Origin of the sequence: Stenotrophomonas sp. TWI1409 (genome assembly GCF_039673015.1) — a bacterium.
GTDB lineage: Bacteria > Pseudomonadota > Gammaproteobacteria > Xanthomonadales > Xanthomonadaceae > Stenotrophomonas > Stenotrophomonas maltophilia_A.
Genome location: NZ_JBDJKU010000128.1, coordinates 1 through 4171 on the forward strand (window position 1 = coordinate 1; position 4171 = coordinate 4171).

The following is a 4171-nucleotide window of genomic DNA, read 5'->3' on the forward strand; positions in this document are numbered from 1 at the left end:
GGGGTGGTGGTGGGTTTTTCTGTTGTTTTCCCCCCGCTTTTGTGGGGGGGGGGTGCCTCTGCCGTGCTCGCCCCGACTCTACAACGCAGCCGCCCGTTGCGGCATGGCTCCGTCACCGTGATGGCGCGACAATACCCCCATGACCAACCGTATCCCCCTGTTGCTACTGCCCGGCCTGCTCAACGATGCCGAGCTGTGGCGCTCACAGCTGGCTGACCTGGCCGACATCGCCGATTGCACGGTGGGCGACCAGACCCGCGGTGAAACCCTGCAGGGCGTGGCCGAAGACGTGCTGGCTCAGGCGCCGGAGCGCTTTGCGCTGGCAGGTTTCTCGCTGGGCGGCTTCGTCGCCCAGCAGATCCTGCGCATCGCGCCGGAACGTGTGCTGCAGCTGGCGCTGATCGATACCTCGATCCATGCCGATTCGCCGGAACGTGCCGAGCAGCGCCGCAGCCAACGTGCCAGCGTGCGCTTGCCGGGAAAATTCCACGGCTTCGGTGACGCGTTGATGCGCAGCTACATCGATGCCTCGCGGCTGGACGACTACGTGCTGGTGCAGCGTGTGCGCGACATGACCGGGCGGTTGGGCGCCGAAGTGTTCCTGCGCCAGAGCGCGCTGGAGCGCCGCGACGGCCATGACGTGCTGGCCGGCTACCGCGATCCGCTGCTGATCGTCTGCGGTGCGAACGACCGCATCACGCCGCTGGCGGTGAGCGAGGAGATGCACGCCCTGGTGCCGCACTCGCAGCTGGTGGTGGTGCCCGATTGCGGGCACCTGGCACCGATGGAAAAGCCGGACGAGGTCAGTGCGGCCATGCGTGGGTGGTTGCTGCAAGGCGAGGGATAGCGCTGCCTTGGGTAGGTGCCGACCCTGGTCGGCACGATGTGTCATCGACTGACCAGAGGCCAGTGCCGACCATGGTCGGCACCTACGATTCCGATACGTAACCCCAGTTGGGATCAATCCCAGGCCGGGGCAATCCCTTCCGGATTCGCGAGGCGATGGCCGCGATCCAGCTTGGCGATCTGCGCCATGTCTTCGTCGGTCAGGCGTACGGCCGCTGCTTCCAGGTTGGCTGCCAGGTTTTCGCGCTTGGTCGACGACGGAATGACCGAGAAGCCCTGCTGCAGCGCCCACGCCAGCGCAACCTGCGCCGGCGTAGCCTGGTGACGGCCGGCAATGGCCTGGATCACCGGGTCCTTCAGCACTTCGCCATAAGCCAGACTCATGTAGGCGGTGATGTGGATGCCGTTGTCCTGCAGGAACTTCACCAGCAGGCGGTTCTGCAGGTACGGGTGGATCTCGATCTGGTTGGTGGCGATGGCTTCGGCGCCGAGGATCTCGATCGCCTTGCGGGTCTGCGCGATGGTGAAGTTGGAGATGCCGATCTCGCGGGTCAGCCCCTGCGCCTTGGCCTCGGCCAGTGCCGGCAGGTATTCCTCCATCGGCACGTCGACCTTGTCATTCGGTGACGGCCAGTGGATCAGCGCCAGGTCGACGCGGTCGGTGCGCATCTTCTCGAGGCTGGTACGCAGGCTGGCCAGCAGCGCATCGCGCTTGAACTCGGTGATCCACACCTTGGTGGTCAAGTACAGATCATCACGCGGCACGCCCGACTCGGCGATGGCCTGGCCGACTTCGGCTTCATTGCCGTAGATCTGCGCGGTATCGATGGCGCGGTAGCCGACCTCCAGCGCATTGCGCACCGAGTCGATCACGGTCTGGTCTTTGAGGCGGAAGGTGCCGAGACCGAAAGCGGGGACAGTCATGGGAAGCTCCAACGGGGGAAGGGAGTAGCAGAGGGAAGAGGGTAGGACAGGCACCGTATGCATGCCGGCAACGGTGCATTGCATGGATCAATGCGCGGTGGCGGCAATGCCGTCGGCGCGGTGGTCGACGCCATCGCGGCGGTCGAGGCGGCCACTGAGCACGGTCAGCGCGTAGGCCAGCACGACCACCAGCGCGCCCAGCCAGGGCGTATGCATCAGGCCGATGTGCTCCACCACCAGGCCGCCCAGCGAGGCGCCCAGGGCGATGCCGACGTTGAACGCGGCGATGTTCAGGCCCGAGGCCACGTCGGTGGCCTGCGGTGCATAGCGCTGCGCCTGCTTGACCACGTAGACCTGAAGGCCGGGCACGTTGCCGAACGCTACCGCACCCAGCGCCAGCACCGTCAGCAGCATCAACCAGGTGTTGTAGGCAGTGAACGTGAGCACGAACAGCACTAATGCCAGCAGTCCGAAGATGCGCTTCAGTGCGGGCACCGGGCCCATGCGGTCGGCCATGCGCCCGCCCCACAGGTTGCCGATCGCCACTGACACGCCGTACACCAGCAGCACCAGGCTGACGGCGTTGGCCGGAAGGCCGGTGACGTCCTGCAGGATCGGCGCCAGATAGGTGAAGGCCAGGAAGGTGCCACCGTAGCCCAGCGCGGTCATCGCATAGACCAGCAGCAGGCGTGGCTGGCCGAGCACGGCCAGCTGCTGGCGGAGGCTGGCCGGCGGACTCTGCGGCAGGGTGCGCGGTACGAACAGCAGCGCGCCGATCAGGGCGACCACGCCGAGGCCGGCCACCGCCAGGAAGGTCGCGCGCCAGCCCAGATGCTGGCCGATGAAGGTGCCCAGCGGCACGCCGGTCACCAGTGCCACGGTCAGGCCGGTGAACATGATGGCGATCGCGCTGGCTGCCTTCTCCTTCGGTACCACGGCGGTGGCGATGATCGCGCCGATCGAGAAGAACACGCCGTGCGCCAGGCCGGTCAGGATGCGGGCGATGATCAGCGAGGTATACCCGGGTGCCATCCAGGCGACGACATTGCCGAGCGTGAACAACACCATCAGCGCCACCAGCAGTTGCTTGCGCGGTACGCGTCCGGTCAGCGCAGTCAGCACCGGCGCGCCGATGGCCACGCCCAGCGCGTACAGCGAGACCAGCAGGCCGGCCGAGGGCAGGCTGACCTGCAGGTCTCCGGCGATGGTCGGGATCAGGCCGACGATGACGAATTCGGTGGTGCCGATGGCGAAGGCACCGAGGGTCAACGCCAGCAGGGCGAGGGGAATGCCACGGGTCATGACAGGGTCCAGCAGGAGGAAGAGGCTGCGCAGTCTGCGCCGCCGACCTTTGCCGAAAAACCGGTCTTCACGCCAATCACTATTGCCGTGCAGTCAATAATAGGGACATGAAGACCACTCTCGATGAAATGCAGGCGTTCCTTTCGGTGATCGACAGCGGTTCGATCAGTGCTGCCGCCGAGCAGCTGGGGCAGACGCCCTCGGGTGTGAGCCGCGCGCTGGGGCGGCTGGAGGACAAGCTGGGGATCACCCTGCTGACCCGCACCACCCGCCGCCTGCACCTGACTGCCGAGGGCGAGGCGTTCCTGCGCCATGCGCGCGCGATCATCGATGCGGTGGAATCGGCCGAGGAACAGATGGCGGCGCGCCGCGAACGCCCGGCGGGGCGCCTGCGCGTGGATGCGGCGATGCCGTTCGTGCTGCACGTGATCGCGCCGCTGGTGGCCGGCTATCGCGCGCGTTACCCGGAAGTGCAGCTGGAACTGAACAGCTCCGACCGCTACATCGACCTGCTCGAACGGCGCACCGATCTGGCGATCCGGATCGGCCCGCTGGCCGACTCCACCCTGCATGCGCGGCTGCTGGGCCGCTGCCAGCTGCGGCTGGTGGCCAGCCCGGCCTACCTGGCCAGGCACGGCGAACCGGCCAGCGTCGCCGCACTGGGCCAGCACACGCTGCTCAGCTTCAACGAGCCGGAATCACTCAACCGTTGGCCGCTGCCCGGAGAGTCGGATGGGCTGCTGCTGGTGCGGCCGGATATCGCCGTGTCCAGTGGCGAGACGTTGCGCCGGCTGGCGGTGGAAGGTGTGGGCATCACCTGCCTGTCCGACTTCGTCACCGATCGCGACCGCAGCGCCAGCACCCTGGTGCAGGTGCTGGCGGGGCAGACGCTGGATGTGTACCAGCCGATCCATGCGGTGTATTACCGCAACACCGCCGTGTCGTCGCGGATCAGCTCGTTCGTGGATTACCTGGCCGACGCGATGGCGCAGAGCGACTACGTGCGCTGAGGTTGCCGGGCCGCGGGCGGGCCAAACCCGGCAGCGCAGGGGTGTGGCGGGCCCCGGGCCCGCCCCCCGAGCAAAACGGCGCGCGCCCC

Annotated in this window: 4 protein-coding genes; 2 read left to right on the plus strand and 2 right to left on the minus strand. The window is 67.3% G+C overall.

Features of this window, described 5'->3' with window-relative positions; genetic code table 11:
• The first annotated feature begins 139 nt into the window (after window positions 1-139).
• Complete coding sequence (locus ABE423_RS20530) at window positions 140-847, plus strand: alpha/beta hydrolase (RefSeq protein WP_125895753.1); 708 nt, start codon at window positions 140-142, stop codon at window positions 845-847.
• Between the two features lie 113 nt (window positions 848-960).
• Here the strand turns inward: ABE423_RS20530 and dkgB are convergent, their stop codons facing one another.
• Together dkgB and ABE423_RS20540 are read right to left on the minus strand one after the other, a co-directional pair.
• Window positions 961-1770: a 2,5-didehydrogluconate reductase DkgB gene (dkgB, locus tag ABE423_RS20535; protein WP_125895752.1), complete on the minus strand. Its 810-nt coding sequence runs from the start codon at window positions 1768-1770 to the stop codon at window positions 961-963.
• Window positions 1771-1857: 87 nt separating this feature from the next.
• Window positions 1858-3072, minus strand: coding sequence for an MFS transporter (locus tag ABE423_RS20540; protein ID WP_125895751.1), 1215 nt, complete (start codon window positions 3070-3072; stop codon window positions 1858-1860).
• Between the two features lie 107 nt (window positions 3073-3179).
• Between ABE423_RS20540 and ABE423_RS20545 the strand changes: the two genes are divergently transcribed.
• Window positions 3180-4082 carry a LysR family transcriptional regulator gene (locus tag ABE423_RS20545; RefSeq protein WP_346487340.1) on the plus strand — a complete coding sequence of 301 codons (903 nt, stop codon included), beginning with the start codon at window positions 3180-3182 and terminating at the stop codon, window positions 4080-4082.
• Window positions 4083-4171 lie beyond the last annotated feature (89 nt).